Source organism: Microbacterium hydrocarbonoxydans (assembly GCF_011752045.1).
Classification (GTDB): Bacteria; Actinomycetota; Actinomycetes; order Actinomycetales; family Microbacteriaceae; genus Microbacterium.
Window position 1 is genome coordinate 1051411 of record NZ_JAAKXW010000001.1, and the last position, 22109, is coordinate 1073519.

The 22109-nt window shown below is 70.9% G+C and carries 25 protein-coding genes; 8 read left to right on the plus strand and 17 right to left on the minus strand.

Annotation, left to right across the window (positions count from 1 at the left end; genetic code table 11):
- Positions 1 to 63: 63 nt before the first annotated feature.
- The 4 genes from G6G98_RS04935 to G6G98_RS04950 are packed head-to-tail and all read right to left on the minus strand — an operon-like array spanning position 64 to position 3056.
- A complete protein-coding gene (locus G6G98_RS04935) occupies positions 64 to 450 on the minus strand; it encodes a VOC family protein (protein WP_164233922.1) in 387 nt (128 codons plus the stop codon).
- 45 nt (positions 451 to 495) lie between these two features.
- Positions 496 to 1680 carry a MalY/PatB family protein gene (locus G6G98_RS04940; protein WP_067350457.1) on the minus strand — a complete coding sequence of 395 codons (1185 nt, stop codon included), beginning with the start codon at positions 1678 to 1680 and terminating at the stop codon, positions 496 to 498.
- Positions 1681 to 1695: 15 nt separating this feature from the next.
- Entirely contained in the window at positions 1696 to 2355 is a 660-nt protein-coding gene (locus G6G98_RS04945) for an alpha/beta hydrolase family protein (protein WP_164233460.1), read from the minus strand.
- Positions 2355 to 3056, minus strand: a complete 702-nt coding sequence (locus G6G98_RS04950; RefSeq protein ID WP_164233458.1) for a general stress protein — start codon at positions 3054 to 3056, stop codon at positions 2355 to 2357. Before G6G98_RS04950 ends, G6G98_RS04945 begins: the two co-directional genes overlap by 1 nt.
- 86 nt (positions 3057 to 3142) lie before the next feature.
- Between G6G98_RS04950 and G6G98_RS04955 the strand changes: the two genes are divergently transcribed.
- Genes G6G98_RS04955 through G6G98_RS04965 form a run of 3 tightly spaced genes read left to right on the plus strand, consistent with a single transcriptional unit; the run spans position 3143 to position 6050 of the window.
- Positions 3143 to 4408, plus strand: coding sequence for a magnesium transporter MgtE N-terminal domain-containing protein (locus G6G98_RS04955; RefSeq protein WP_067353524.1), 1266 nt, complete (start codon positions 3143 to 3145; stop codon positions 4406 to 4408).
- A complete protein-coding gene (locus tag G6G98_RS04960; protein ID WP_067350439.1) occupies positions 4408 to 4935 on the plus strand; it encodes a DUF1003 domain-containing protein in 528 nt (175 codons plus the stop codon). The genes G6G98_RS04955 and G6G98_RS04960 overlap by 1 nt, the downstream gene beginning before the upstream one ends.
- Entirely contained in the window at positions 4932 to 6050 is a 1119-nt protein-coding gene (locus G6G98_RS04965; protein WP_164233456.1) for an Mrp/NBP35 family ATP-binding protein, read from the plus strand. The genes G6G98_RS04960 and G6G98_RS04965 overlap by 4 nt, the downstream gene beginning before the upstream one ends.
- A gap of 37 nt (positions 6051 to 6087) precedes the next feature.
- Here G6G98_RS04965 and G6G98_RS04970 read toward each other — a convergent pair whose 3' ends face one another.
- Positions 6088 to 6462, minus strand: coding sequence for a twin-arginine translocase TatA/TatE family subunit (locus G6G98_RS04970; protein WP_067350433.1), 375 nt, complete (start codon positions 6460 to 6462; stop codon positions 6088 to 6090).
- 60 nt (positions 6463 to 6522) lie between these two features.
- Between G6G98_RS04970 and G6G98_RS04975 the strand changes: the two genes are divergently transcribed.
- A complete protein-coding gene (locus G6G98_RS04975) occupies positions 6523 to 7158 on the plus strand; it encodes an O-methyltransferase (RefSeq protein WP_067350428.1) in 636 nt (211 codons plus the stop codon).
- 122 nt (positions 7159 to 7280) lie between these two features.
- Here G6G98_RS04975 and G6G98_RS04980 read toward each other — a convergent pair whose 3' ends face one another.
- From G6G98_RS04980 to dapE, 3 genes are all read right to left on the minus strand, one after another.
- Complete coding sequence (locus G6G98_RS04980; protein WP_017203323.1) at positions 7281 to 7454, minus strand: DUF3117 domain-containing protein; 174 nt, start codon at positions 7452 to 7454, stop codon at positions 7281 to 7283.
- A gap of 96 nt (positions 7455 to 7550) precedes the next feature.
- The gene (locus G6G98_RS04985; RefSeq protein ID WP_164233454.1) at positions 7551 to 8768 is read right to left on the minus strand and encodes a hypothetical protein; all 1218 of its coding nucleotides are present in this window, start codon (positions 8766 to 8768) and stop codon (positions 7551 to 7553) included.
- Complete coding sequence (dapE, locus tag G6G98_RS04990; RefSeq protein ID WP_164233452.1) at positions 8750 to 9823, minus strand: succinyl-diaminopimelate desuccinylase; 1074 nt, start codon at positions 9821 to 9823, stop codon at positions 8750 to 8752. The genes G6G98_RS04985 and dapE overlap by 19 nt, the downstream gene beginning before the upstream one ends.
- A gap of 65 nt (positions 9824 to 9888) precedes the next feature.
- Between dapE and dapD the strand changes: the two genes are divergently transcribed.
- Together dapD and G6G98_RS05000 are read left to right on the plus strand one after the other, a co-directional pair.
- Complete coding sequence (gene dapD, locus G6G98_RS04995; RefSeq protein ID WP_067350417.1) at positions 9889 to 10842, plus strand: 2,3,4,5-tetrahydropyridine-2,6-dicarboxylate N-succinyltransferase; 954 nt, start codon at positions 9889 to 9891, stop codon at positions 10840 to 10842.
- Positions 10843 to 11136: 294 nt separating this feature from the next.
- Positions 11137 to 12549 carry a DEAD/DEAH box helicase gene (locus G6G98_RS05000; RefSeq protein ID WP_164233450.1) on the plus strand — a complete coding sequence of 471 codons (1413 nt, stop codon included), beginning with the start codon at positions 11137 to 11139 and terminating at the stop codon, positions 12547 to 12549.
- 120 nt (positions 12550 to 12669) lie between these two features.
- Here the strand turns inward: G6G98_RS05000 and G6G98_RS05005 are convergent, their stop codons facing one another.
- From G6G98_RS05005 to G6G98_RS05035, 7 genes are all read right to left on the minus strand, one after another.
- Positions 12670 to 13140, minus strand: coding sequence for an SRPBCC family protein (locus G6G98_RS05005; RefSeq protein ID WP_164233448.1), 471 nt, complete (start codon positions 13138 to 13140; stop codon positions 12670 to 12672).
- A gap of 13 nt (positions 13141 to 13153) precedes the next feature.
- A complete protein-coding gene (locus G6G98_RS05010; protein ID WP_084788226.1) occupies positions 13154 to 14449 on the minus strand; it encodes a citrate synthase in 1296 nt (431 codons plus the stop codon).
- Positions 14450 to 14566: 117 nt separating this feature from the next.
- The gene (gene dapC, locus G6G98_RS05015; protein ID WP_067350406.1) at positions 14567 to 15679 is read right to left on the minus strand and encodes a succinyldiaminopimelate transaminase; all 1113 of its coding nucleotides are present in this window, start codon (positions 15677 to 15679) and stop codon (positions 14567 to 14569) included.
- A 3-nt stretch (positions 15680 to 15682) separates the two neighbouring features.
- Entirely contained in the window at positions 15683 to 16003 is a 321-nt protein-coding gene (fdxA, locus tag G6G98_RS05020; RefSeq protein ID WP_067350402.1) for a ferredoxin, read from the minus strand.
- A gap of 9 nt (positions 16004 to 16012) precedes the next feature.
- Positions 16013 to 16480, minus strand: coding sequence for a histidinol dehydrogenase (locus G6G98_RS05025; protein WP_243842008.1), 468 nt, complete (start codon positions 16478 to 16480; stop codon positions 16013 to 16015).
- 58 nt (positions 16481 to 16538) lie between these two features.
- Positions 16539 to 16853 carry an AzlD domain-containing protein gene (locus G6G98_RS05030; protein WP_067350399.1) on the minus strand — a complete coding sequence of 105 codons (315 nt, stop codon included), beginning with the start codon at positions 16851 to 16853 and terminating at the stop codon, positions 16539 to 16541.
- Positions 16850 to 17548 (minus strand): AzlC family ABC transporter permease, encoded by a 699-nt coding sequence (locus tag G6G98_RS05035; RefSeq protein ID WP_067353515.1) that lies wholly within the window; start codon positions 17546 to 17548, stop codon positions 16850 to 16852. The genes G6G98_RS05030 and G6G98_RS05035 overlap by 4 nt, the downstream gene beginning before the upstream one ends.
- Before the next feature lie 93 nt (positions 17549 to 17641).
- Between G6G98_RS05035 and G6G98_RS05040 the strand changes: the two genes are divergently transcribed.
- Positions 17642 to 18190, plus strand: coding sequence for a helix-turn-helix domain-containing protein (locus G6G98_RS05040; RefSeq protein WP_067350396.1), 549 nt, complete (start codon positions 17642 to 17644; stop codon positions 18188 to 18190).
- A gap of 6 nt (positions 18191 to 18196) precedes the next feature.
- On the opposite strand, the gene G6G98_RS05045 is transcribed toward G6G98_RS05040, so the two are convergent.
- Positions 18197 to 19072, minus strand: coding sequence for a phospholipase (locus tag G6G98_RS05045; protein ID WP_164233446.1), 876 nt, complete (start codon positions 19070 to 19072; stop codon positions 18197 to 18199).
- Between the two features lie 206 nt (positions 19073 to 19278).
- A complete protein-coding gene (gene typA / locus G6G98_RS05050) occupies positions 19279 to 21192 on the minus strand; it encodes a translational GTPase TypA (protein ID WP_067350393.1) in 1914 nt (637 codons plus the stop codon).
- A gap of 103 nt (positions 21193 to 21295) precedes the next feature.
- On the opposite strand from typA, the gene G6G98_RS05055 reads away from it, so the two are divergent.
- Complete coding sequence (locus G6G98_RS05055; protein ID WP_166706056.1) at positions 21296 to 22105, plus strand: CPBP family intramembrane glutamic endopeptidase; 810 nt, start codon at positions 21296 to 21298, stop codon at positions 22103 to 22105.
- Positions 22106 to 22109: the final 4 nt, after the last annotated feature.

The window sequence follows — 22109 nt, forward strand, 5'->3', positions numbered from 1 at the left end:
CGCCGACTGCACGGGAACTCGACACGCCCGCCCGGCCGTCAGCCCGAAGGGCGGAGGCCGTCGCTATCCGGCGACGATCTCCGCCTTGAACCCGTCGGCGTTCTCCAGCCACCCGGCGTAGTGATCGGGTCCGCCCGCGTGCGGGTATCGCTCGTGATACAGCGGACGCCAGCCGTGCGCCGCCGCCTCCGCCATGATCGCGTCCACCTCGGCACGGGAGCCGCCCCGGAACGCCAGGTGGTTCAGGCCGGGCCGACGACGGTCGTGCCCGCCGGCCGACAGGTTCGGGGAGGTCGTCAGAGTGACGTAGACGCCCTCCGCATCCCAGCTCTCGCCCTCCGGCCACTCCGCGATGCGCTCGAAGCCCACGCGGCCGAGCAGCCACCCCCAGGAGCGCGCGGCGCTCTCGAGGTCGGCGACCCAGATCTCGACGTGGTGCAGCCCCTTCATGCGTTCCCGTGTCATCCCGCCATCCTCGCAGGCGGATGGTGCCGCTCAGACCGTCGCGGCGACCCGCCGTCGCGCGAGCGCCGCAGCCATCTGCATCACTGCCTGCTCGATGACGGGGCGCGGCGTCGCCAGGATGAAGCGGAGGAAGCCGTCCCCGGCCGCTCCGCACGCGGTGCCGTCGGTCAATGCGACCCCGGCCTCCTTCAGGAAGAACTCCGCGGGCGAACCGTCGATGTCCAGCTCGCGCGCGTCCAGCCAGGCGATGTAGGTGCCCTCCGCGATCCGGTAGCCCATCGCCGGGATGTGCTCGGCGAGCAGTGCGGCGAGCAGCGTGCGGTTGCCGTCGAGGTAGGCATGGGTGTCGGCCAGCCAGTCCCGTCCGCGGTCGTACGCCGCGGTGTTCGCGACGATGCCGGGGTTGCTGGCCAGCAGCTCGTTGCGGGTCACGACCGGGGTGGCCCAGGTGGCGGCGTCGGCGTCGTTGCTGAGGATCACCTGCGCCGTCTTGAGTCCGGGGAGGTTCCAGGCCTTCGACGCGCTGGTGGACGTGATGGTGTGGCCGGCGGCCGCCGAGCTGATGCTCGCGTACGGGATGTGCCTGTGCGGGGCGAACACCAGCGGCGCATGGATCTCGTCGGAGAACACCCGCCCGCCGCGCCGCTCGACGACCTCGGACACGGCCAGGAGCTCGTCCCGGGTGAACACGCGCCCCACCGGGTTGTAGGGGTTGCACAGGATGAGCAGCCCGCCGCCGTCGGCGAACGCCCTGTCGATGCCCTCGAGATCGAAGACGTGGCGGCCGTCCTCCTCGATCAGGGGGACCTCGATGACCTCGCGGTCGTGCATGGGCGGGATCTTCAGGAACGGCATGTACGCGGGAGTCGGCAGGATCACCTTCGATCCCGGCCGGGTGAAATGGTCGATCGTGGCCCGCAGGGCGATCAGCACGTCGCCGACGGGCCGGATGCGGGACGCCGGCACCTCCCAGCCGTAGGCGTCGCGCATCCAGCGCGAACACGACTCCGCCATCTCGTTCACGAGTGCGGGCGTCGGGTAGCCGACGAGTCTCCCGATCGATCCCACGAGCGCCTCGGTGACGGCCGGCGCGACGCCGAAATCCATCTCCGCGATGAAGGCGCCGATGGCCTCCGGGTGCGCCGACCACTTGAAGCTGCCGCTCCGGCGCAGCTCGTCGATGCCGATGGCGTCGTAGGGGTGTGAAGCGTTCATGACGCTTCCATGGTCTCAGCGGGCTGCGAACTCCGACACGAATGTGACCAATGATGACCCCGCCTCGGATGCCGGGCGCTTCTGCCCCTTCACCTCGAAGGTGTGCCCGCCGCCCTCGATCCACACGACGGTCGCGTCCTGACAGGTCGCGACGACCTCCTCGAACTGCGAGATCGGCTGGATGAACGGGTCGTTCGTCCCCTCGATGAACAGCTGCGGCACGGCGATCGCCGGCAGGTGCTCCGCGCGGGGCTTCTCCGGCTTCCCCGGCGCGTGCAGCGGATAGCCGAGGTACACGAGCCCGTCGACCTCGAGTCCCTCGGCGACGGCCATCGAAGCCATCCGGCCGCCGTACGACTTGCCTGCGGCCCAGATCGCGGCGCCGGGTTCCCTGGTGCGGGCGTGCTCCACGACGGCACGCCAGGTCGCGATCGCGTGCGTGGCCGGGCCCGGCATCCGCCTCCCCTGCTCGACGTACGGGAAGTTGAACCGCAGGGTGGAGCAGCCGAGGTCGGCGAGCCCGTGGGCAAACCCGGTGAGGAACGGGTGATCCTTTCCCGCGCCGGCACCGTGGGCGATCACCACGGTCGCTCCGTTCGATCCCTGCCGCCAGTCGGCCGAGACCGTCACCGGGCCGGTGGGAAGCGCGACCTCGATCGCGACGGCCTCCTCCATCAGGAGTTCTCGGCGGGCTTCTCCGGAGCGGGCTCCTCCGAGGCCGGCTCGGACTCGGGAGCCGCGACGGGCCCGGCATCCGACTGCGGCACCGGGTCCGCCGGACGGGGCGGGATCACGGGCTCCGCCGGCGTGGGCGCCGCCGGCGCCGTCTGCGCCGGCGTGCCGGCCGGGGTGATCCGCTCGCCGTAGCGCGGCGGCTCGTCGAGGTTCACGGGGGCGCGCGTCGCTGCCGGGCGCACCGCGCCGAGTGCCTGCCGCGCCTTCGCCAGCGAACCGGGGAGCACGGTGACCTCGTAGTGGTCGGCGGCGAACTGCGTGACGCTCGCGAAGTCGCGACGACGGCGCACGATCGCGTAGGTCACCAGGCTCAGCAGCATGCCGACCGCCACGCCGATGAACACGAAGCCCACGAACAGCTGGATCGGCACGTCCGGGTTGCCGAGAACCAGGATCGCGGAGAGGAACAGTCCGATCAGCACGCCGTTGATCGCGCCGGAGCGGGCGGCCGCCGCGTAGCCCAGCCGGCCCGTGATCCGCTCCACCGTGCGCACGCTCTGCCCGATGATGGCGATGTCGCGGGCGGGCACCTCGGCAGCGATCAGCTTGGACACCGTCTTCTGCGCGCTCTCGTAGTCGCGCATCGATGCCACGATCTCGCCGGTGTCAGCGGAGTCGGCCGGACGATTAAGCATGCTCATCCGGCCATTCTTCCATGCCCGCCGATGACCTGTCCGAGAGTGCGGCACTGGGGTTCCCCGCGGATGCCGCGCACTACGCTGGAGGGGTGAGCACACAACGGGTATTCGCCGCGCGCCTCGCCGGGTGCGCCGTCTTCGACCCCGTGGGCGACCGGCTCGGCAAGGTCCGTGACGTCGTCATCGTGTACCGAAGTACCGCCGCTCCCCGCGTCATCGGCCTGGTCGTGGAGATTCCGGGCCGCCGCCAGGTGTTCCTCTCGATCGGACGCGTCACGTCCATCCGCGCCGGGCAGGTCATCACCACCGGCCTCATCAACGTGCGGCGCTTCTCCCCGCGCGCCGGCGAGGTGCGGGTGCTGGCCGAGCTCCTCGGCCGCCGGGTGAGCCTCGTGGACGGCAGCGGCACGGCCGTCATCGAGGACGTCGCCATCGAACCGAACCGGCTCGGAGAGTGGGCCATCAGCCAGCTTTTCCTGCGCCGCCCGAAGACCAGCGCCTCGCCCTTCGCGAAGGGCCCCACGACCTTCGCTGCCTGGAACGAGGTCTCGGAGCAGCGCGCGCCCGGCGAGTCGCAGTCCGCTGAGCAGCTCGTCGCCTCGTACTCCGAGCTGCACGCCGCCGACCTCGCCAACACCCTCCTCGATCTGCCGCAGCAGCGACTGCTGGAAGTCGCAGAGGAGCTCCCGGATGACCGGCTCGCCGACGCGCTCGAGGAGATGCCGGAAGACGAGCAGGTGCACATCCTCGACCGGCTCGGCGACGAGCGCGCGGCCGACGTGCTCGATCAGATGGAGCCGGACGACGCCGCCGACCTCCTCGCCCAGCTCCCGCCGAGCCGCCTCGAGCAGCTCCTGGAGCTGATGGAGCCGGAAGAGGCCGAAGACGTCCGGATGCTGCTCCGCTACGGCCCGGACACGGCCGGCGGTCTGATGACGCCGGAGCCGATCATCCTCTCCGCCGACGCCACGGTCGCCGAGGCCCTCGCCCTGATCCGCCGGCACGAGCTGCACCCCGCCCTCGCCGCCGCCGTGTTCGTGACCCTGCCGCCGTTCGAGACCCCGACCGGCCGTCTCCTCGGCGTCGTGCACTTCCAGCGGATGCTGCGCTACCCGCCGCACGAGCGGCTCGGCGCGATCGTCGACGACAGCCTCGAGCCGGTCCCGGTGACGGCATCCGCCGCCGAGGTGGCGCGGATGCTCGCGAGCTACGATCTCGTCTCGCTCCCGGTGATCGATGCCGCACATCGTCTCGTCGGCGCGGTGAGCGTCGACGACGTGCTCGACTACCTCCTGCCCGATGACTGGCGCAGCCACGACGACAGTGACGAGAACGCCCCGAAGGAGGTGCGCTGATGGCACGCTCGCCCCGCCTCGACGCGCCCCTCGGCCGCGGCGCGACGCGCCCCCGGGCGAGCTCCCGCGACCGCTTCGGGCGGTTCACGGAGTGGGTGGCCCGCGCCATGGGCACGCCGGCGTTCCTGGTGATCCTCAGCCTGTTCTGCATCCTCTGGATCACCTGGAACACGCTCATGCCGAACCATCTGCGCTTCGACGACGCCGCCCTCGGCTTCACCGCGCTCACGCTGATGCTGTCGCTGCAGGCCTCGTACGCGGCGCCGCTGATCCTGCTCGCGCAGAACCGTCAGGATGACCGCGACCGGGTGCAGATCGAGCAGGACCGTCAGCGCGCGGAGCGCAACCTCGCCGACACGGAGTACCTCGCCCGCGAGATCGTGGCGCTGCGGATGTCGCTCGAGGAGCGCAACACGCAGGTCGTCACGCGCGATGTGCTGCGCCAGGAGCTCAAGGCGCTGCTCGCCGAGCTCGAGGTGGCCGACCGCGCCGAGGGCCGGCCGGCCGCGGGCGGCCCCGCCTCATGACCGCCGCCGACGCCGTCCGCGCCGCCGTCTCCGCCGTCACCGACCCGGAGCTGCGCCGGCCGATCGGCGACCTCGACATGGTGCGCGACATCGATGTCGAGGACGGCACCGCGCGCGTCGGCATCGTGCTGACGATCGTCGGCTGCCCGGCCGCGCAGCGCATCGAGTCCGATGTCCGCACCGCCGCGGCATCCGTCCCCGGCATCGTCGAGGTCGAGGTCGAGGTCGGCGTGATGACCCCGGCCGAGCGCAAGGCGCTCACGGAGAGGCTCCGCGACGGACGCGCGCCCCGGCAGATGCCCTTCGGCCCCGAGTCGCTCACGCGCGTGATCCTCGTCTCCAGCGGCAAGGGCGGCGTCGGCAAATCGACGGTCACCGCCAACCTCGCCGTGGCCCTCGCAGACCAGGGGCTCGCGGTCGGCCTCGTCGACGCCGACGTGCACGGGTTCTCGATCCCCGGGCTGCTGGGCATCCCGGCCGGCACCCAGCCGACCCGCATCGACGACCTCATGCTCCCCCCGGTGGCGCACGGGGTGAAGGCGATCTCGATCGGCATGTTCCTGCGAGACGGCGAAGCCGTCGTCGCCTGGCGGGGCCCGATGCTGCACCGCACCGTGCAGCAGTTCCTCACCGACGTCTTCTTCGGCGACCTCGACATCCTCCTCATCGACATGCCGCCCGGCACCGGGGACATCGCGATCTCCATCGGCCAGCTGCTCCCCCACGCCGAGGTCCTCGTCGTGACGACTCCGCAGACGGCGGCATCCGACGTCGCGATCCGCAGCGGTCTCGTCGCCAGGCAGACCGGACAGAGGGTGATCGGCGTCGTCGAGAACATGGCCGCGTTCACGCTGCCGGACGGCACCGTGGTCGACCTGTTCGGCTCCGGCGGGGGCGCCGCCGTGGCCGAGGCGCTGTCCGCCGACGTCCCCGTGCCCCTCCTCGCCTCGATCCCGCTGAGCCCCGCGCTGCGGCAGGGCGGGGACGCAGGGGTTCCCGTGGTGACCGGGGACGCGCAGGATGCCGCGGCCGCAGCGATCCGCGAACTCGCCAGGACGCTCTCCGGTCAGGGCCGGGGGCTCGCCGGCCGCTCACTGCCGATGTCCCTCGGCTGACCCCGCAGCCTGCGGCTCGCGGCTCGCGGCTTGCGGATCAGGTCGCTTCGACGTCGAACGGCGGCGGCGACGTCCGCGAGAACTCGGGACGCGGCGTCGGGACGCGCGGCGGCTCGGCGATCGCGGTGGCCACGGCGGGTGCGGCCGGCTTCGGGGTGTCCTCGAGCAGGGCGTCGCGGATGATGCGCCGCGGGTCGTACTGGCGCGGGTCGAGCTTGCGCCAGTCGACGTCGTCGATCTCCGGTCCGATCTCGTCGCGCATCTTCGACTTGGTGTCGCGGATGTACTCGCCGGCCCGGCGCACCGTCCGGGCGAAGCTCTCGGCGACCTTCGGCAGACGATCAGGCCCGATGATGAGCACGGCGATCAGACCGATAAGCAGCAGCTTCTCGAAGGTGAGCCCGAACGTCATGTCACCAGGCTACCGCCGCGCCTGCCTTCTCGGTGCACGTCGAGCGCATACCCTGGAGACATGAGCGAGCATGACGCGAACGCACGTTTCATCCGCGAATCGATCGTGGAGCCGAATCCGATCGCGCGCGCCCGTGCCCACGCCGTCGAACTGGGGGCGGCGCCGGTGAGCGCAGCCGTCGGCTCGCAGATCGCCGTTCTCGCCGCCGCGACCGGTGCGCGCTCGATCGTCGAGATCGGAACCGGCGCCGGAGTGTCCGGCCTCTGGGTGCTGCGCGGTGCTCCGCAGGCGGTCCTGACGACGATCGACAACGAGCCGGAGCACCTCGCCGCGGCGCGCCAGTCCTTCACCGAGGCCCGCATCCCGGCCACCAGGGCCCGCTTCATCACCGGCCGCGCCGCCGACGTGCTCCCCCGGATGAACGAGGCGTCGTACGACATCGTCCTCGTGGACGCCGATCCGGAGAACGTCATCGAGTACGTGGAGCACGGCCTCCGCCTCGCCCGCACCGGCGGCATGGTGCTCGTCCCCCGCGTCCTCGCCGGCGGACGGGTCGCCGATCCCGTGCAGCGCGACGAGGTCACCTCGGCCTACCGCTCCCTGATCCAGGAGACGCAGGAGTCCTCGGCGGTCCTCGCGACCGTCTCCTCGTCCGGCGAGGGCCTGCTCCAGCTGATCAGCATCGCCGACCGCTGAGCAGCATCGCCGACCGCTGATCGGCGCGCCGCGCAGGGGGCGTCGCCGCCCGCAGATGGAAGAAGGGCGACGGATCGGTGATCCGTCGCCCTTCGCGACCCGCTGATGCGGGTGCATGTCGATCAGGCCGGTGCCACGACGGCTGCCAGCACGTCGTGAAGCTCCTTGGCCTCGGCGTCGTTCACGGAGACGACCAGACGGCCGCCGCCTTCGAGCGGGACACGCACGATGATGAGTCGCCCTTCTTTCACGGCCTCCATGGGTCCGTCTCCGGTCCTCGGCTTCATCGCTGCCATCGTGGCTCCTTTTCCTCCGGTGGTATGAAAACCAGTTTATCGGGTGTCACCGAGACCTGGACGTCGCCTGAGAAGAAATGCATCAGCCGTCGACGATCAGGGCACCTGCCAGAAGGTGTTGCCGAGCGCGTACACATGGTGGATCCACGCCCACTGACCGCCGAGACACAGGGAGAGGACGCCGAGCCGCCACCAGCGCGAACGCGGCACGGCGACGGCGCCCCAGAGCGGGCTGAGCGGCAGCAGCAGCCGGAACGTGCTCGACTGCGGGAAGAACACCGCGAGCAGGTAGAGCAGGTAGCTCGCGCTCCACAGCCGCAGATCGGCACCGATCGCGCGCACCGGGGGCGCGTACAGCAGCGCCGCACCCGCGGCGACGACGAGGAGCACGAGGACGACCGGTCCCCAGGCCTGCGGCATCCCCCACTGCCCGAACCAGAACTGCGAGGCCTGGACCCAGCCCTCGAAGGGGACGAAGTGCTCGACGCCGCCGGCGACCCAGTGGCGTCGCCAGGCGAGCTCGGTCGCGAGGTAGGCACCCGGATCGCCGGTGACGACTCCGGCGATCAGCTGCCAGGCGAAGCCGCAGGCGGTGCTCAGCGCGCCGAGCGCCACGATGTGCACGATCTCCCGCGCGGCCAGCGGGTCGTCCCGGCGGCGGATCCAGCGCAGGATGCCGTGCAGGCCGAGGTAGAGGGCGAAGGCGAGGATGCCGGGGCGCGTGAACGCCATCACGGGGACGATCGCGTACAGCCAGGCGTAGCGACGGCGCGCCACCGCGTCGAGGGCGAGGAACAGCAGCAGGAGGAACAGGGACTCGGCGTACCCGACCTGGAACATCGCGGCGAGCGGGCCCGCCGCGAAGAAGGCGACGGACCACAGCGCCGCCGATCTCCCGATCCGCTCGCGCAGCAGCCGGTGCAGGGCGAGGCAGGCGAGGTAGCCCGCGACGAAGGAGAGCAGGAAGGCGCCGACACCCCACGAGCCGAACAGGAAGCCGATCCCCTTGGCGGCGTAGGCGAAGACCGGCATGAACGCCCAGGCGTTCTCCGCCACCTCCCCGGATTCGGTGCGCGGGAGCTCGGCGGGATAGCCGTTCTCGGCGACGAGCCAGTACCACTGGGCGTCCCAGCCGAGTACGAAGTCGGCGAGACCAGGGTCCGGTCCGAATCGGGAGAGCGAGGTGGACTGCGCGGCAGCGCCGATCAGCAGGAGCGTGGTCGCCAGGCGCGCGAGGAGGTACACCACGGCGATCCGCAGCGCCGCAGGCGCGTGCGCCCACCGGCGCGCGACGCTCAGCGCGCGCTGAGCCATGCGCGCAGCCCGCGCTCGACCGCATCGATCTGCGCGAGCGGGACGCGCTCCTCGTCGTGGTGTGCGAGATGCGGATCACCGGGACCGTAGTTCACGGCCGGGATGCCGAGGGCGGAGAAGCGCGCGACGTCGGTCCAGCCGTACTTCGGCCGGGGCTCTGCCCCGACGGCTGTGACGAACTGCTGCGCGATCGGGGCGTCCAGACCGGGGCGGGCGCCCTCCGCGGCATCCGTCACCTCCACCTCGAACCCGGCGAGCACGGTGCGGATGTGCTCCTCGGCTTCGGCAGCCGTCTTGCTGGGTGCGAACCGGTAGTTGACCTCGATCTCGCAGGCGTCGGGGATGACGTTCCCGGCGACGCCGCCGACGATGCGCACGGCGCTCAGGCTCTCGCGGTACACGAGCCCCTCGACCTCGACCTCCTGCGCCCGGTACTCGGCGAGACGGGTGAGGATCGGGGCGGCCCTGTGGATCGCGTTCTCGCCGATCCAGGCGCGCGCGGCGTGGGCGCGCACCCCGTGCGTGCGGACCAGGGCGCGCAGCGTGCCGTTGCATCCGCCCTCGACCTCGCCGTTCGACGGCTCGCCGAGGATCGCGAAGTCGGCCTCGAAGAGGTCAGGGCGCACGGCGGCGAGCAGCCCGAGACCGTTCTTGGAGGCCTCGACCTCCTCGTTGTCGTACCACATCCAGGTGATGTCGATCGCCGGGTCGGAGAGCTCCGCGGCGAGCTTGAGCTGCACGGCGGCGCCGGCCTTCATGTCGACGGTGCCGCGCCCCCATAGGTGCGGCACGCCGTCGATCTCGACGTCCTTCGTCGGGACGTTGCCGTTGATCGGCACGGTGTCGATGTGCCCGGCGATCGCGACGCGCTGAGCGCGGCCGAGGTCCGTGCGGGCGACGATCGTGTTCCCGTGCCGGATCACCTCGAGGTGAGCGAAGGGCCGGAGCGCCGCCTCGATCGCGTCGGCGAGCGGCTTCTCGTCGCCCGAGACGCTCGGGATGTCGCAGATCGCACGGGTGAGGTCGACGGAGGTCGCGGTCAGATCGAGCACCATGCCCCCAGCCTACTTTCACCGTCATCTGCGGCGTGACCCGCGTGGCGGCGCGCTAGCGTGGAGGGATGACTGACGCGCGCACGGTATGGGGTACGGGACTGACCACGATCGCCGGGGACGGCACCGTCCTCGACGCCTGGTTCCCCGAGGTGCTCAGCGCCGCGCCCGCCGCCGCAGACGTCGCCGCGGCGCTGGCAACGCTCGAACCGCTCACCGGCCCCGATGAGCGCCGCAACGTGACCGTCGAGACGGTGCAGCTCGAGATCGATCTCGACGCCGCCCCGGCCTCGACCGCCGACGCGTACCTGCGCCTGCACGCGCTCTCGCACCTCGTCGTCCGCCCGAACGAGCTCAACCTCGACGGCATCTTCGGACATCTCCCGAACGTGGCCTGGACCAACGCGGGCCCGGTGCACCCCGACGACGCGAACCGCCTCCGGCCGCTGCTGCAGCGCGCCGGCATCCAGGTGCAGGGCCTCGACAAGTTCCCGCGCCTCACCGACTACGTGCAGCCGGCCGGGGTCCGGATCGCCGACGCCTCCCGTGTGCGCCTGGGCGCCCACCTCTCCCCCGGCACCACCGTGATGCACGAGGGCTTCGTGAACTTCAACGCCGGGACCCTCGGATCCTCGATGGTGGAGGGACGGATCTCCCAGGGAGTCGTCGTCGGCGACGGCAGCGACATCGGCGGTGGCTCGTCCATCATGGGCACGCTGTCCGGCGGAGGCTCGCACCGGGTGTCGATCGGGTCGCGCACCCTGCTCGGCGCGAACGCCGGCATCGGCATCTCCCTCGGCGACGACTGCGTGGTGGAGGCCGGACTGTACGTCACCGCCGGCACGAAGATCGTGCTCGTGGACGGCCCGGTGACCGCCGACGGCGCCAAGAAGACCGTGAAGGGCGCCGAGCTCTCCGGCCAGGACGGGCTGCTGTTCCGCCGCAACTCGCTGAGCGGCGCAGTCGAGGCGGTCCGCCGCTCGGGCGTCGGCGTCACCCTGAACGAGGCCCTGCACGCCTGACGCGGCATCCGCGGGCCCTCCGGTCGCAGTCGCGCACAGTCCCGCGCAGCGGCACTGTGCCGGAGTGCGACCGGAACGTCGCCGGGTGGGCGTTCAGGCCCACACCGGCGGCGCGTGATACTGTCGTCTCGACGCCACTCGCCCGGCGAGACGTCTGCGTCGTCGACACGCTCCCGCGCCACTAGCCTGGTTCTGGCCATTTCGAACGGCGAAACGATGCGCGATCCCGCGCCGTCGCCCACCCTTCCCGCACCCGGGCCCTTCGCCTGCGCGTGCACTCTCGGAGATCTCCCCATGCCTTCCTTCCTCGAACTCGGCGTTCCCGCCGAACTCGCCAGCGTCCTCGCCGCCTCCGGCAAGACCGAGGCGTTCGCCATCCAGCGCGACACCCTCCCCGACTCCCTCGCCGGTCGCGACCTGCTCGGCCGCGGCCGCACCGGCAGCGGCAAGACCATCGCGTTCGCGCTGCCCCTGGTCGCGCGTCTCGCCGCCTCCGGCAACAGGCGCCGCAGCGGCCTCCCGCGAGGCCTCGTGCTCGCCCCGACCCGCGAGCTCGCCACGCAGATCGCCGCGACCGTGGCCCCGCTGGCCGAGGCCGCCGGCCTCACCGTCACCACCGTCTTCGGCGGCGTCAGCCAGCGCCCGCAGGAGCAGGCGCTGCGCGGCGGCGTCGACATCGTGGTCGCGTGCCCTGGCCGCCTCGAAGACCTCATGAAGCAGCAGATCGTGCGGCTCAGCGCGGTCGAGGTCACCGTGCTCGACGAGGCCGACCACATGGCAGACCTCGGCTTCCTCCCCGGCGTCACCCGCATCCTCACCGCGACGCCCGCCGGCGGTCAGCGCCTGCTGTTCAGCGCCACGCTCGACCGCGGCATCGACACGCTGGCGCGGCGGTTCCTGGTGAACCCGGTGAGCCACGAGGTCGACGAGGCCAGCGTGCCGGTCGGCGAGATGACGCACCGCGTCCTCGTCGTCGACTCCACGGAGAACAAGACGACCCTCGTGCGCGACCTCGCCTCGGGCACCGGACGCCGCATCCTCTTCACCCGCACCAAGCACCAGGCGAAGAAGCTCGCCAAGCAGCTGACCGCGTCCGGCATCCCGGCCGTCGACCTGCACGGCAACCTCTCGCAGAACGCCCGCGAGCGCAACCTCGGCGCGTTCTCCTCCGACCCGGATGAGGGCGGCGTGCGCGTTCTCGTGGCGACCGATGTCGCCGCGCGCGGGGTGCACGTCGACAACGTCGACCTCGTCGTGCACGTCGACCCGCCCATGGAGCACAAGGCGTACCTGCACCGCTCGGGCCGTACCGCCCGCGCGGGCGCTGCGGGCACCGTCGTCACCGTCGTGCTGCCGGACCAGCGTCGCGACGTGAAGGACCTCCTCCGCAAGGCCGAGATCACGGCTCCGCTCGAGAACCTGACGGCGGATGCCGTCACAGAGCTCGTCCCCGAGCGCGCGCCGCACGTGCGCCCTGCCCCCGTGCAGGCTCAGCCGCAGCGTCAGGCCAAGCAGCGTCCTGCCGGCGGCGAGCGTGCCGGAGCCACCACTCCCCCCGCCCGTCGTCGTCGCCCCCGCTCGGGACAGGGCGGCGGTCAGGGGCAGCCCGGCGCATCCCGTCAGGGCGGCCAGTCCCGTCAGGGCGGCCAGTCGCGTCAGGGCGGCCAGCCCCGACAGGGCGGCGGCCGCGGTTACCAGGGCCGCTGACCCTCGACTCATCGCCGACGCCCCACCCGGCCGCCGACGCCCCCTCTGACAGACGTCAGCAGGATGGGGCGTGGGCGCGCCGGTGGGGCGTCGGCGTGTGCGGGGTGCGCCGCGAAGGGCTCAGCGCCTCACGGCCGCGAGCACCTCGGGGTCGGAGCATCCGCGCACGAAACCGGCCAGCCTTCGCCGGATCTCGTAGCCGAGCAGCCGCTCCCCGATCCGCTCCGCCAGCGGCGCGAGCCAGGCCGGGCGGCAGGCGAAGTTGTACTTCCACACCGCCAGCGTGCCCTCGGGCACTGCGGTGAAGCGCCACCCGCCGCCGAGCCTCTCGAAGAACCACGGCCCCGACTCCATCACCATGCCGACGTTCGTCGGCGGCGTGTAGGAGACGTATCGGCTGGTCATCGCGAACCCGAATCGCTGGCGCGTGAACGTGCGCACGTCCCGGGCCGCGGCATCCGCTCCGTCGAGGAAGTGCTGCTCGCTGATGAATCGATCCCACCGCCGGCGCACCGCTCCCGTGGTCTGCGAGACGGCGAAGGCCGTCGCCGGATCGACCGGGACGACGGCCTCAGCACTGACCACAGGCACGGACTGGCCGGACTCAGCGGGTCTGGAACGTCCGCTCCGGGGAGCCGACGTACAGCTGCTGCGGACGCCCGATCTTCGTCTGCGGGTCGTTCTGCAGCTCGCGCCACTGAGCGAGCCAGCCGGGCAGCCGACCGATCGCGAAGAGCACGGTGAACATCCGGGTCGGGAAGCCCATGGCCTTGTAGATCACGCCGGTGTAGAAATCGACGTTCGGGTACAGCCGGCGCTCGCGGAAGTAGTCGTCCCCGAGGGCGATCTCCTCGAGTTCCTTGGCGAGGTCGAGGAGCGGGTCGGTGACGCCGAGCTCGGAGAGCACCTCGTCGGCGGCCTCCTTGACGAGCTTCGCGCGCGGATCGTAGTTCTTGTACACGCGGTGCCCGAAGCCCATCAGCTTCACGCCGTCTTCCTTGTTCTTCACCCGCTCGACGAAGCGGGAGACGCTCTGGCCCGACTCCCGGATCTGCCCGAGCATCGTCAGCACGGCCTCGTTGGCGCCGCCGTGCAGCGGTCCGGAGAGCGCCTGGATGCCGGCGGAGATGGAGGCGAACTGGTTCGCCCCGGTCGACCCCACCAGTCGCACCGTGGAGGTGGAGGCGTTCTGCTCGTGGTCCTCGTGGAGGATCAGCAGCAGCTCGAGCGCCTTCGACATGACCGGGTTGATCTCGTACGGCTCGCTGTGCACGCCGAAGTTCAGCTTGAGGAAGTTGTCGACGAAGCTGAGCGAGTTGTCCGGGTAGAGGAACGCCTGGCCGATGCTCTTCTTGTGCGCGTAGGCCGCGATGACGGGGAGCTTGGCGAGCATGCGCACCATGTTCAGCTCGACGTGCTCAGGATTGTGCGGGTCGGTCTGTCCCTCGTAGTAGGTGGAGAGGGCGGCGACGGCCGAAGAGAGCACCGACATCGGATGCGCGGTGTGCGGCAGGGCCGAGAAGAAGTGCTTGAGGTCCTCGTGCAGCAGGGTGTGGCGACGGATCTTCTCGTCGAACTCTGCCAGCTCGGAGGCGGAGGGCAGCTCGCCGTAGATCAGCAGCCAGGCGACCTCGAGGTAGCTCGTCCTGCCTGCGAGCTGCTCGATCGGATAGCCGCGGTAGCGGAGGATGCCCTTGTCTCCGTCGATGAACGTGATCTCCGACTTCGTGGAGGCGGTGTTCACGAAACCGTAGTCGAGACCCGTGTAACCGGTCTGGCGGGTCAGCGTCGAGAAGTCGATGCTGTCGTGACCCGCTGTGCCTCGCACGAGCGGGAATTCGGCGGTGGTCTCGCCGATGGTCAGCTTCGCCGTCGTCTGCTGGTCTGCCGCTGCGCTCACGCGGGCCTCCTCTTCAGTTCGGTCTGGGGGATGACGACCGAATCGCCACTACAGCCTAATAGCCGCATCGGCCTACTGTGACATCCGCCAAAAGGATCGGAAACACAAGGAGATTCTCTACAGACTCTCCCCAAGCAGGCGCCGGGCAGCCTCGTCGACGCGCGCGCTCGGCGCCGTGAGCGAGAGCCGGACGTGTTCACCCGAGTGCGCACCGTAGAACGGACCGGGGCCGGCCAGGATGCCGAGGCCGGCGAGGCGGTCCATGCTCTCCCAGGCGTCGCGTCCCTCCGTCGCCCAGAGGTACAGCCCGGCCTCGGATCCGTCGATGCGGAAGCCCGCGGCCTCGAGAGCGGGCCGCAGCGCGTCGCGGCGGGCGCGATAGAGCTCCTTCTGCGCACGGACGTGTTCGTCGTCGCGCAGCGCGACCGCCATGGCGTGCTGCACCGGCGCGGGCGGCATCAGCCCGAGGTGCTTGCGCGCGGTGAGGAGCTCGCCCACGATCCGCGCGCAGCCGGCGAGGAAGGCCGCGCGGTACCCGGCGAGGTTCGACTGCTTGCTCAGCGAGTACACGCTCAGAAGGTTCGAGCGGCTTCCGCCGGTGACGCGCGGATCGAGGATCGACGGGACGGGCTCGGTGGCCCACGGACCGTCCCAGCCGAGCTCCGCGTAGCACTCGTCGCTGGCCAGCACCGCTCCGATCTCACGCGCGCGGGACACCGCGGCGGCCAGTTCATCGACGCCCCAGGTGCGCCCGTCAGGGTTCCCCGGGGTGTTGATCCAGATGAGCTTCGCGCCCTCGGGCCACTCGGCGGGGTCGTCGGCGGGGAGCGGCGTGGCGCCGGCCACTCTCGCGCCGACGTCGTAGGTCGGGTAGGCGACGCGCGGGTGCACGACGATGTCGCCCTCCCCCAGGCCGAGCAGGGTGGGCAGCAGCGCCACGAGCTCCTTGGAGCCGATCGTCGGCAGCACGTTGTCGACGCGGAGGTCGGGGACGCCGCGGCGACGCGCGTACCAGTCCACGATCGCCTCGCGCAGCGCCGGCGTGCCGACGGTCTGGGGATAGGCGTGCGCGTCGGTCGCCTCGGCCAGGGCGCGGCGGATCAGCTCGGGCGTCGGATCCACCGGAGAGCCGATGGAGAGGTCCACGAGCCCCTGCGGATGCTGCTCCGCACGCTCGCGGAACGGTGCGACCGCGTCCCAGGGGTAGTCGGCGAGGTCCCGGACGCTCACGGCCTACTCGCCCTGGGGCGGGAGGGCGGCGATGATCGGGTGGTCGAAGTCGTAGACGCCGACCTTGGCGGCGCCGCCGGGCGAGCCGATCTCGTCGAAGAACTCGACGTTCGCCTTGTAGTAGTCCTGCCACTCCTCGGGCAGGTCGTCCTCGTAGTAGATCGCCTCGACAGGGCACACCGGCTCGCAGGCGCCGCAGTCCACGCACTCGTCCGGATGGATGTACAGCGAGCGTTCACCCTCGTAGATGCAGTCCACGGGGCACTCGTCGATGCAGGCACGATCCTTCACATCGACACAGGGAAGGGCGATCACATACGTCACCGCTTCAGTCTACGACTCGCGGGCGGTCTGCTCTCCCCCGGTGACGCCCGGCACCTCGATGATCAGTGGCGCAGCCGCCTCGCCGGTGGCATGGGAGGCACTGGACTGCGTCGTCACGGGAAGCTTCGAGAGCCGGGGCCAGGCCACGGCGAGGAGCACGAGACCTGCGACGAGATAGATCCAGACGCGACCGTACGCCGTGTCCTCGACGACCACGGAGCCGCCAGGGCCGACGCCGGAGATCAGCACCAGCATCCCGACCATCCCGAGCCCCGCGGCGAGGGTCGCACCGCGGTCGTGCGTGAGTGCCCTGATCGCCACGAGGATCGCCCCGCATGCGACCGTGCCGACGATCATCCCGACGGGGACGGGACCCCAGCTCACGCTGTGCCCGATCGTCCCCGCGACGCCGAAGACCCCGCCGACCAATGCGGCCGCCACCCAGGACAGCACCTTCGAGATCCAGCTGATGCGCACCAGACGATCCTACGCGTGCCGGCCGCGAACGTCTCTCCTGCCGAGGACCGCACCGACGTCAGACGGCCAGCCCGAACAGCCGGAGCATCGCCGCGACGACGGCGGCCGCGACCACCACCACGAGGAACGACTGACGCAGCCACAGCAGCCCCGCGGCGACGAGCAGGGCGGGAACCCGCGCGTCGACGACGACGGCCTGCCCCGCACCCAGGGTCTGCACCGCGACGAGCGCCGCGAGCAGGGCGACCGTGAGCAGGTCGGAGATCCGTGCGGTGCGCGGCGCATCCAGCACCTTCGGCGGCACGAGGTAGCCGACGGCCTTGAGTGACAGGCAGATCAGGGCGGCGAGCAGGATCGCGCTCCAGATGCTCACGCGGCCGCCTCCGCGACCTCTTGCCTGCTCCCCAGCCAGTTGAACCAGCCGACGAGGATCGCGACGAGCGCGGCGACGAGCACCGGAAGCCCTGGCATCAGGAACGGAGTGAGCGCCGTCGCCACCACGGCGGCGGCGATGCCCACGGCGATCGCCTGCCGCTGCTTGAGCCGGGGCCACAGCAGGGCGAGGAAGGCGGCCGCGGCCGCGGCATCCAGTCCCCATGCGCGCGGGTCGCCCAGGACGTCGCCGACGAGTGCGCCGATCAGCGTGGTGATGTTCCATCCGACGAAGATGCCGATGCCGGTGACCCAGAACCCGACGCGTCGAAGCCGCGGGTCGTCCTGGGAGATCGCGACGGCCGTCGACTCGTCGATCGTGAAGTGCGCGGCGGCCACCCGGTGCCGGGACGTCCCTCCGATGATCGGCGACATCCGCATGCCGTAGGCGACGTTGCGGATGCCGAGCAGCGCGGCCGAGGCGATCGCGGAAGGCAGCGCCGCCATGCCGCCTGCCGCGAACACGCCGACGAAGGCGAACTGGGAGCCGCCGGTGAACATCAGCAGGCTCAGCACGCACGTCTGCCAGACGTCGAGCCCGGATGCGACGGCCAGGGCCCCGAAGGAGATGCCGTACGCGCTGGTGGCGAGGACGACGCCGAGCGCCTCGCGCCAGACCTCGCGCTCAGCGCTCACGAGCCGCTCGTTCGCTCGAGTGAACACATGATCATCATTCTGAACAACGCGCGATGGATAGTCAAGCGAACGAACGTTTGACATGATGAACAGATGGAGGATCTCCGCACCCGCATCGCACGAACGCTCCGCAGGGAGCGCGAGGCCGCCTCGCTGTCCGTCTCCGAGCTCGCCCGCCGCGCCGGAATCTCCAAGGCGACGGTGTCTCAGCTCGAGTCCGGCTCCGGAAACCCGAGCGTGGAGACCCTGTGGGCGCTCGGCGTCGCCCTCGGCATCCCGTTCGCGGTGCTCGTCGACCAGCAGTCGAATGCGCCGACGCTCATCCGCGCCGACGAGCTCGCGGGCGTCCCGTCCGCCGCCGCTGCCTACAGCGCGACGCTGCTCTCGGCCAGCCCGCCGGGCGCCCGCCGGGACATCTACCTGATCAAGGCCGAGCCCGGCGACCCGAGACGCTCCGAGCCGCACCACGCCGGCACGATCGAGCACGTCGTGCTGATGACCGGCCAGGCACGCATCGGCCCGGCCGGCGAACCGGTGCTGCTGAATCCCGGCGACTACCTCACGTATGCGGGCGACGCTCCGCACCTCTTCGAGGCGACCGCTCCCGGCACGAGCGCGGTCCTCATCTCCGAACTGCGCTGAGCGGGATCAGTACCAGTTCGTGGCCTGGGAGTGCCCCCACGCGGCGCAGGGCGTTCCGTAGACCGAGGAGATGTAGCCGAGACCCCACGCGATCTGGGTGGCGGCGTTCGTCTGCCAGTCGGCACCGGCGGACGCCATCTTGCTGCCCGGCAGCGCCTGCGGGATGCCGGTGGCGCCGGACGGGTTGTAGGCCTGGTAGTTCCAGCCCGACTCCTTGTTCCACAGTGAGACGAGGCACTGGAACTGATCGGCACCCCAGCCGTACTGGCTGGACGCCATCTGCTGCGCGACCGCCTTCGCCCCATCAGGCGTGTTGGCCGCGGCGGCCGCCGCGGCCTGCTCGGCGGCGATGCGCGCCGCCTCCTCTGCCGCCTTCTTCTCCTGTGCGGCGGTGAACGCCGCCTGCAGCGTCGCGGTGCTCTCGACGACCTCCGCGGTCTCCTGCGCCGCATCGGCAGTCAGCAGCGCCACGAGCATCGCGGGCATCAGCGCACGATCGGCCAGGCGGTCGATGTCGCGCTCGACGTCCGCGGTGTCCACCGACGCCGTCGCCGCGTCCAGCACCAGACCGGAGACGGCCACGTCGGCGTTCAGAGACCGGGCTGCGGCGACGGCATCCTCGGCGTCCATGAGCGTGACGGCCGCCTCGTCGGCGATCCTCGTCAGCGGCTCCTCGCCGGTGACGAACTCGGTGACCGCCGCGACAGGGTCGGTGCTCTCGGCGCCGGCGGCCGGAGCCGACACGACGCCGACGGTGAGGGTGATGCCGAGGAGGGCGCCGAAAGCGGCACCCAGGATCAGCATCGGGCGGCGGGAGGTGACGGCGTCGCGGGCGGCGGCCGCCGCGGAGGCGCGCCGAAGGGCACGGGTGTTCTGAAGCATGGGTTCGACTTTCGGGTCGTCGTGCGCCCGCACAGGACACTCATCGGGAGTTCGTCCCGGGCGCAAGTCACCGAGTCTGGAGGAGCTTCCTGAGCGAAAAATCCATCGGACCTGGACGTTCCATGAGAAAAGGGCCCCACAGCCGCCGTTTCGGCGGTGTGGGGCCCTTTCGCGGAGGTCTCGCTCAGCGACCTCGCAGGCTTCTCTCAGGCGTTGGCGTCCTGGCGCTTGAGCCGGGACGTCTCGCGCGCGCGGATCGTCTGGTCCAGGATCACCTTGCGGATGCGGACCTTCTCGGGCGTGACCTCGACGCATTCGTCGTCGCGGGCGAACTCCAGGCTCTCCTCGAGCGTGAGCAGACGCGGCGGCGTCATCGACTCGAAGTTGTCGGCGGTGGAGGAGCGCATGTTGGTGAGCTTCTTCTCCTTCGTGATGTTCACGTCCATGTCATCGGCACGCGAGTTCTCGCCGATGACCATGCCCTCGTAGACCTCTTCGGTGGGCTGCACGAAGAACGACATGCGCTCCTGCAGGGCGATCATCGCGAACGGCGTGACGACGCCCTGGCGATCGGCGACGATGGAGCCGTTCTGACGCGTCACGATCTGCCCCGCCCAGGGCTCGTAGCCGTGCGAGATCGCGTTGGCGATACCGGTGCCGCGGGTGGTGGTGAGGAACTCGCTGCGGAAGCCGATGAGGCCGCGCGAGGGGACGACGAACTCCATGCGCACCCAGCCGGTGCCGTGGTTCGTCATGTTCTCCATCCGGCCCTTGCGGTTCGCCAGCAGCTGGGTGATCGCGCCGAGGTGCTCCTCCGGGGTGTCGATCGTCAGGTGCTCGAAGGGCTCGTAGGTCTTGCCGTCGATCTTCTTCGTGACCACCTGCGGCTTGCCGACGGTGAGCTCGAAGCCCTCGCGTCGCATGTTCTCGACGAGGATGGCGAGGGCGAGCTCGCCTCGACCCTGCACCTCCCAGGCGTCCGGGCGACCGATGTCGACGACCTTGATCGAGACGTTTCCGATGAGCTCGCGGTCGAGCCGGTCCTTCACCATGCGGGCGGTGAGCTTGTGCCCCTTGACCTTGCCCATCAGCGGCGAGGTGTTCGTGCCGATGGTCATGGAGATGGCGGGGTCGTCGACGGTGATCGCCGGCAGCGGACGGACGTCCTCGGGGTCGGCGATGGTCTCGCCGATCGTGATGTTCTCGAAGCCGGCGATGGCGACGATGTCGCCGGGGCCGGCCTCCTCGGCCGGGTAGCGCTCGAGGGCGCGGGTCTTGAGCAGCTCCGTGATGCGGGCGTTGCTGGTTGTGCCGTCGGCACGGACCCAGGCGACCGTCTGCCCCTTCTTCAGCGTGCCGTTGAAGACCCGCAGCAGCGCGAGGCGGCCGAGGAACGGGCTCGAGTCGAGGTTGGTGACCCACGCCTGCAGCGGCGCCTCATCGTCGTACGACGGGGCGGGGACGTGCTCGAGGATCGCCTCGAACAGCGGCTCGAGGTCGTCGTTGTCCGGCAGCGACCCGTCGGCGGGGCGATTCTGCGATGCCGCACCCGCGCGACCGGAGGCGTAGACCACCGGCACGTCGAGGAGGGCGTCGACGTCGAGGTCGGGCACGTCGTCGACGAGGTCGGAGGCCAGACCCAGCAGCAGGTCGTGCGCCTCCTCCTCGACCTCGGCGATGCGCGCGTCGGGACGGTCGGTCTTGTTGACCAGGAGGATGACGGGGAGCTTCGCCTCGAGCGCCTTGCGCAGCACGAAGCGGGTCTGCGGCAGCGGCCCCTCGGAGGCGTCGACCAGCAGCACCACGCCGTCGACCATCGACAGGCCGCGCTCGACCTCGCCACCGAAGTCGGCGTGGCCCGGGGTGTCGATCACGTTGATCGTGATCTCCTTGCCGTCGGCGTGCTTGCCCTTGTACGTGATCGCCGTGTTCTTGGCGAGGATCGTGATGCCCTTCTCGCGCTCGAGGTCGTTCGAGTCCATGGCGCGCTCCTCGACGTGAGCGTGCTCGCCGAACGAGCCCGTCTGACGGAGCATCGCGTCGACGAGGGTGGTCTTGCCGTGGTCGACGTGAGCGACGATCGCGACGTTTCGGAGGTCTGAGCGGAGGGCGTGCGCCATGCAGGAGTCCTAAGAGGAGGGGTGGGATGCGCCGGGAAGCCGACGTTCCAGGATACCGTACGGACTCAGCCTGTTCCTGAGCGGTCATCGTACGATCGGGAGCGTGACCGGCACAGACCTCTCCCCCACGTCCGTGGGCGCACGGCATCGGGCCCCGGGGCGCACGCGCCTGTGGTGGGAGATCGCGATCGTGCTCGCCCTCGGCCTCGGCCAGTCCGCGGTGTACGCGATCGTCCAGCTCGCCTACCGTCTCACCGACACCGCGCCGCTCGCGGAGCAGACCGCGACCTTGAACCCGCCACGCAGCGACCGCGAGATCTTCGACCTGATCTATCAGGTCCTGTCCATCGGCTTCTCGCTCGTGCCCGTCCTGCTGGTCTGCTTCCTGCTCTGGCAGCGCCGGCGCCCGCATCTCGGCCGGCTGGGTCTCGACGGCACGAGGATGCTGCCGGATGCCGGGCGCGGCTTCCTGCTCGTCCTCGCCATCGGCATCCCGGGACTGGGCCTGTATCTCGCGGGGCGTGCTCTCGGCCTGTTCGTGGCCGTGAACCCCGCCGGCCTCGACGCGCACTGGTGGACGGTGCCGGTGCTGCTGCTGGCCGCGGCGCGCGCCTCGATCTCGGAGGAGTTCGTCGTTCTCGGCTACCTGTTCGCACGGCTGCGGCGGCTCGGCTGGGGCCCGTGGACGATCATCGTCGCCACCTCGGTGCTGCGCGCCACGTACCACCTGTATCAGGGGCCGGGCGCATTCCTCGGCAATCTGGCCATGGGCCTGCTCTTCGGCTGGCTGTTCCAGCGCGGCGGCCGGCTGATGCCGTTCCTGGTGGCGCACTTCCTCATCGACACGACGGCGTTCGTGGGCTACCCGTGGGCAGCAGCCGCCTGGCCCGCGCTGTTCGGGCTGCCCGGCTGAGTTC

Excerpts from the sequence above, each read along its gene's own strand:
- G6G98_RS04935 (WP_164233922.1), bottom strand. The coding sequence starts at position 450 with ATGAAGGGGCTGCACCACGTCGAGATCTGGGTCGCCGACCTCGAGAGC.
- G6G98_RS04940 (WP_067350457.1), bottom strand. The coding sequence starts at position 1,680 with ATGAACGCTTCACACCCCTACGACGCCATCGGCATCGACGAGCTGCGC.
- G6G98_RS04945 (WP_164233460.1), bottom strand. The coding sequence starts at position 2,355 with ATGGAGGAGGCCGTCGCGATCGAGGTCGCGCTTCCCACCGGCCCGGTG.
- G6G98_RS04950 (WP_164233458.1), bottom strand. The coding sequence starts at position 3,056 with ATGAGCATGCTTAATCGTCCGGCCGACTCCGCTGACACCGGCGAGATC.
- G6G98_RS04960 (WP_067350439.1), top strand. The coding sequence starts at position 4,408 with ATGGCACGCTCGCCCCGCCTCGACGCGCCCCTCGGCCGCGGCGCGACG.
- G6G98_RS04965 (WP_164233456.1), top strand. The coding sequence starts at position 4,932 with ATGACCGCCGCCGACGCCGTCCGCGCCGCCGTCTCCGCCGTCACCGAC.
- G6G98_RS04970 (WP_067350433.1), bottom strand. The coding sequence starts at position 6,462 with ATGACGTTCGGGCTCACCTTCGAGAAGCTGCTGCTTATCGGTCTGATC.
- G6G98_RS04975 (WP_067350428.1), top strand. The coding sequence starts at position 6,523 with ATGAGCGAGCATGACGCGAACGCACGTTTCATCCGCGAATCGATCGTG.
- G6G98_RS04980 (WP_017203323.1), bottom strand. The coding sequence starts at position 7,454 with ATGGCAGCGATGAAGCCGAGGACCGGAGACGGACCCATGGAGGCCGTG.
- G6G98_RS04985 (WP_164233454.1), bottom strand. The coding sequence starts at position 8,768 with ATGGCTCAGCGCGCGCTGAGCGTCGCGCGCCGGTGGGCGCACGCGCCT.
- dapE (WP_164233452.1), bottom strand. The coding sequence starts at position 9,823 with ATGGTGCTCGATCTGACCGCGACCTCCGTCGACCTCACCCGTGCGATC.
- dapD (WP_067350417.1), top strand. The coding sequence starts at position 9,889 with ATGACTGACGCGCGCACGGTATGGGGTACGGGACTGACCACGATCGCC.
- G6G98_RS05000 (WP_164233450.1), top strand. The coding sequence starts at position 11,137 with ATGCCTTCCTTCCTCGAACTCGGCGTTCCCGCCGAACTCGCCAGCGTC.
- G6G98_RS05040 (WP_067350396.1), top strand. The coding sequence starts at position 17,642 with ATGGAGGATCTCCGCACCCGCATCGCACGAACGCTCCGCAGGGAGCGC.
- G6G98_RS05045 (WP_164233446.1), bottom strand. The coding sequence starts at position 19,072 with ATGCTTCAGAACACCCGTGCCCTTCGGCGCGCCTCCGCGGCGGCCGCC.
- typA (WP_067350393.1), bottom strand. The coding sequence starts at position 21,192 with ATGGCGCACGCCCTCCGCTCAGACCTCCGAAACGTCGCGATCGTCGCT.